General features: G+C 66.0%; 3 protein-coding genes. 1 reads left to right on the top strand and 2 read right to left on the bottom strand.

Annotated features, from left to right (window positions below):
* Window positions 1-68: 68 nt before the first annotated feature.
* Entirely contained in the window at window positions 69-1,151 is a 1,083-nt protein-coding gene (gene folP, locus VGD28_RS02995; protein WP_331026850.1) for a dihydropteroate synthase, read from the bottom strand.
* A gap of 670 nt (window positions 1,152-1,821) precedes the next feature.
* Window positions 1,822-2,952: a site-specific DNA-methyltransferase gene (locus VGD28_RS02990; RefSeq protein ID WP_331026849.1), complete on the bottom strand. Its 1,131-nt coding sequence runs from the start codon at window positions 2,950-2,952 to the stop codon at window positions 1,822-1,824.
* 343 nt (window positions 2,953-3,295) lie between these two features.
* Here VGD28_RS02990 and VGD28_RS02985 point away from each other — a divergent pair, with 343 nt between their 5' ends.
* Window positions 3,296-4,891 (top strand): isocitrate lyase, encoded by a 1,596-nt coding sequence (locus VGD28_RS02985; protein WP_331026848.1) that lies wholly within the window; start codon window positions 3,296-3,298, stop codon window positions 4,889-4,891.
* Window positions 4,892-4,985 lie beyond the last annotated feature (94 nt).

Below are 4,985 nucleotides of genomic sequence, written 5' to 3'. Positions count from 1 at the left end.
GAATCCTCCCCCTCCGTCAGCTGCGCTGACACCTCCCCCTGGCGGGGGAGGATTGAATTCGATCTGTCCTAACGTCCGACCAGCGCCGCATCGCGCATCCCGCGCCACACGCGCAATGCCTGCACCGTTTCCGGCACGTCGTGGACGCGCAGCAGCTGCGCGCCGAGCTCGGCGCCCTTGAGCGCGAGCGCGAGCGAGCCGCCGAGCCGCCGATCGGCGGGCGCCTCGTTCGACAGCGCGCCGACGATGCGCTTGCGGCTCGCCCCCAGCAGCAGCGGCACGCCAAGGCCGTGGAACAGCGCGAGGCCGTTGAGCAGCGCGAGATTGTCGGCGAGCGACTTGCCGAAGCCGATGCCGGGGTCCGCGATGATGCGCGCGCGGTCCACCCCGGCCGCAACGACCGCCTCGATCCGCGCCGCCAGCCAGTCATAGACCTCGATCAGCGGATCGGCATAGCCGCGGCCGCCGTCCGCGCCCTGTTTGGGGTCGCCCGCGTGCATCAGCACCACCGGGCACCCGGCACGCACCACGATATCGAGCGCGCGCTCGTCCCACAGCAGCGCCGAGACATCGTTGACGAGATGCGCGCCCGCCGCGAGCGCCGCCTCCATCACCCCGGCCTTGCGGGTGTCGGCGGAGACGAGCGTGCCGCTGCGCGCGAGCCGCTCGATGACGGGGACGACGCGCTCCATCTCGTCGCCTTCCCACACCTCCTGCGCGCCGGGCCGGGTCGATTCGCCGCCGACGTCGATCAGCGCCGCGCCCGCCGCCGCCATATCGACCCCCGCGGCGGCGGCCGCTTCGGGATCGTCGCTGTGCTTGCCGCCGTCGGAGAAGCTGTCGGGGGTCATGTTGAGGATGCCCATCACCTGGGGCTGGTCGAAGCGCAGCACGCGCTCGCCGAGCTGGAGCGCAGGGCGGGGTGCGGTGATGCGCGCGGCGATCGCCTGCAGCCGCTCGTCATCGGGCAGGCCGGCGACGGGAATGGTGCGCTGGAGCACGCGCTTCCCGTTCTCGACCGCGATCAGCTCCCAGGCGGAGAACCAGACGAGCCCGCCCGCCAGCCGCGCCACCTCGCCATCCCGCTCGATCGGCGAATCGGCGAACTGGACGGGCCGGAGATAGAGACGGGCGTTGGTCGGGATCTGCACCGGAATTTTCTTGCCTTTCTGTATCGCGCTAGCTGCGTCGGTTTCCGTCTTCGCGATCTGGGTACGCTACAGGCATTTATTCTAACCTAATTGGTTCGTGTAGGAAAGCGGGGCGCTATTTCCGGCAGATTTGCGCGGTTTTCGGGCGGCGGGCAATGCGAAACGGCGCGCCGCCGCGGCGTGGCGTGGCGAGCGGATCGGGGAAGCGGTACGGAACAAGGTGCGGCCGATGTTGGCGAATCGCGTTCGGCGCGATTCCATTTGGCCGAGGGGCAGGGGCGAGCATGTCCATACCGCTGTCCATCCGGCGGGCGGGAGACATTCTCTCGCGCTGGCGGGCCGAGGCGGAAGGTTTTTCACACGAAGGCACGAAAAAGAGGTGTTTTCGCGCAAAGCACGCGGAGGGCCGCAGAGGCGCAGAGATCTGGCCGCCTGCCGCGCCTGCGCCCTCCTGTTGACCGGCTCCTCGTGCTTGTGAAAGGCGGCTGGCGCCGCCACACTTCCCGACATCTCTGCGCTCTCTGCGCCTCGGCGCGAAAAACCTTCTTCGCCTTCGCGTGACTTTCATATGCGACGGCAGGGGAGTGGGGATGGAGGGCAGTTTCCACGCGCGGGCGAAGCGCGCGGGGATCCGTGGGCCCCGGAACAAGTCCGGGATGACGGTTGGGGCTCAGGGCTGCGTCGCGAGCAGATAGGTCTGGCGCAGCGCGTCGATCGGCTTGAGGCCGTCCTCCGCCTCATAGTGCCAGAAGGTCCAGCCGTTGCACGAGGGCGCGCCCTGCAAGGTCGCACCGACCTTGTGGATCGAGCCTGCCGTGCCGCAGTCGCTGAGCAGCGAGCCATCCGCCTTCACCACCGCGCGCCAGCGGCGTTTGGTGTCGCTCAGCACCGTGCCCGGGGTGAGGTAGCCGGTCTCGATCAGCGTGCCGAACGCGACGCGCGGCGCCTGGCGCGGGGCCATCATCGTGGTGACGGCCGATTCGTCGAGCGGCAGCGCGGCGTTGATGCGCTCCTGCGCCGCCTCGATATAGGTGCCCTCGCGATCGATGCCGATCCAGTGACGGCGCAGGCGCTTGGCCACCGCGCCGGTGGTGCCGGTGCCGAAGAACGGGTCGAGGATGACGTCGCCCGGCTTGGTGCAGGCGAGCATCACGCGATAGAGCAAAGCCTCGGGCTTCTGGGTCGGGTGGACCTTGACGCCGTTCTTCTTGAGCCGCTCCTGCCCCCCGCAGATCGGGAATTCCCAGTCCGAGCGCATCTGGAGCTCGTCGTTGAGCGTCTTCATGCTGCGGTAGTTGAAGGTGTATTTCGCCTTCTCGCCCATCGACGCCCAGATCAGCGTCTCGTGCGCGTTGGTGAAGCGCGTGCCCTTGAAATTGGGCATCGGGTTGGCCTTGCGCCAGATGATGTCGTTGAGGATCCAGAAGCCCAGGTCCTGGATCGCCGAGCCGACCTTGAAGATATTGTGGTAGCTGCCGATCACCCAGATCGTGCCGTCGGGCTTGAGGATGCGGCGCGCCTCGGTGAGCCAGGCGCGGGTGAAGGCGTCATAGGCCGAGAGCGAATCGAACTTGTCCCATTCGTCGGTGACCGCATCGACGAAGCTGCCGTCGGGGCGATTGAGGTCGCCGCCGAGCTGGAGGTTGTAGGGCGGATCGGCGAAGATCATGTCGACCGACGCGGCGGGAAGCGCGCGCATCGCCTCGATGCAGTCCTGCTGGATGATCGTGTCGAGCGGCAGGACGTCGACCCAGCTGCGGATGCGAACCTCCGGCTTCGCGACCTTCTCGATGACCCCCATTAACTACTCCATGCCCCTGTTGAGGGGGCGAAACGCCATGAAAGGGCGGACTCCGTCAAGCGAACATTAGTTAACGGAAATCCTTGGGATTCCGTTAACTTGGCGGAACATTCCGCGACCGGACCAGATGTTGAGTCCGGAACTTATCCACAGGCCCTAGGGATGGGGTGTGGCGCTGAGGACTCAATTTGCACCGAATTGAGCGAGGAGTTTTGTCAGGAATTTACAGAATCACAAACGAGATGCGATCGGAGCTGACGCCTTCACCTCGTGATGCGGCGGTTTTGCAGGCATCGAATATGTAAAGATGAATAGACGCACCTCAAATCTTACGAGGTGCCCAATGACCTACCAGGACGAAATCGCCCGCGCCACCGCGCCCATCGCCGCGCAGAATGGCCGCTGGAACGGGATCGACGCTGAATCGGTCGCGCGGATGCGGTTGCAGAACCGGTTCAGGACGGGCCTCGACATCGCGAAGTACACCGCCGGCATCATGCGCCGCGACATGGCCGCCTATGACGCCGACCCGGCGGCCTACACCCAGTCGCTCGGCTGCTGGCACGGCTTCATCGCGCAGCAGAAGCTGATCTCGATCAAGAAGCATTTCGGCACCACCAAGGGCAAGTACCTCTACCTTTCGGGCTGGATGGTCGCGGCGCTGCGCAGCGATTTCGGGCCGCTGCCCGACCAGTCGATGCACGAGAAGACCAGCGTCCCGGCGCTGATCGAGGAGCTGTACACCTTCTTGAAGCAGGCCGATGCGCGCGAGTTGGGGCTGCTGTTCCGCGATCTCGACAAGGCGCGGGACGGCGGCAACGAGGTCGAGGCGGCGCGCATCCAGAATGCGATCGACAATTTCGAGACGCATGTCGTGCCGATCATCGCCGATATCGATGCGGGCTTCGGCAATGCCGAGGCGACCTATCTGTTGGCGAAAAAGATGATCGAGGCGGGCGCCTGCGCGCTGCAGATCGAGAATCAGGTCTCGGATGAGAAGCAGTGCGGGCACCAGGACGGCAAGGTCACCGTGCCGCACGAGGACTTCCTGGCGAAGGTCCGCGCGTGCCGCTACGCCTTTCTCGAGCTGGGCATCGATGACGGGATCATCGTCACGCGCACCGACTCGCTTGGCGCGGGGCTGACCAAGCAGATCGCGTTCAGCAAGGAACCGGGCGATCTGGGCGACCAGTATAACGCCTTCCTCGATTGCGAGGAGGTGACCGATCCCGCCACGCTGCGCGGCGACGTGGTGATCGAGCGCGACGGCAGACTGATGCGGCCCAAGCGGCTGCCCAGCAACCTGTTCCAGTTCCGCGAGGGGACCGGGGCGGACCGCTGCGTGCTCGACTGCATCACCAGCCTTCAGCATGGCGCCGACCTGCTGTGGATCGAGACCGAGAAGCCGCATATCGAGCAGATCGCGGCGATGGTCGACCGCATCCGCGAAGTCATTCCGAATGCCAAGCTGGTCTACAACAACTCGCCCAGCTTCAACTGGACGCTCAACTTCCGCCAGCAAGTCTATGACCGGTGGCGCGAGGAAGGGCGCGATGTTTCGGGCTATGACCGGGCGAAGCTGATGAGCGTGGACTATGACGGCACCGCGCTGGCGGCGGAGGCGGACGAGAGGATCCGGACGTTCCAGCGCGATGCGTCGGCGCGGGCGGGCATCTTCCATCACCTGATCACGCTGCCGACCTATCACACCGCGGCGCTCAGCACCGACAATCTCGCCAAGGCCTATTTCGGCGAGGAGGCGATGCTGGGCTACGTCAAGGGCGTGCAGCGCGAGGAGATCCGGCAGGGCATCGCGTGCGTCAGGCACCAGAACATGAGCGGGTCCGACATCGGCGACGATCACAAGGAGTATTTCGCGGGCGAGGCCGCGCTCAAGGCGGGCGGCGTCCACAATACGATGAACCAGTTCGCGGCGTAGGTTGCTGGATCCGGCTATCGCCGGATCGCGGCACCAGCCCGCTCCCCCACCCGGCCACCCATCAAAGATACCCTGAAGTGGGTGGCCGGGTGGG

Origin of the sequence: Sphingomonas sp. (genome assembly GCF_036402235.1) — a bacterium.
Lineage (GTDB): Bacteria > Pseudomonadota > Alphaproteobacteria > Sphingomonadales > Sphingomonadaceae > Sphingomonas.
Note: the sequence above shows the minus strand (reverse complement) of the source record. Positions and strands in the feature narration are given on the sequence as shown.

Coding starts and splice junctions, on each gene's coding strand:
- VGD28_RS02990 (WP_331026849.1), bottom strand. CDS start 2,952: ATGGGGGTCATCGAGAAGGTCGCGAAGCCGGAGGTTCGCATCCGCAGC.
- VGD28_RS02985 (WP_331026848.1), top strand. CDS start 3,296: ATGACCTACCAGGACGAAATCGCCCGCGCCACCGCGCCCATCGCCGCG.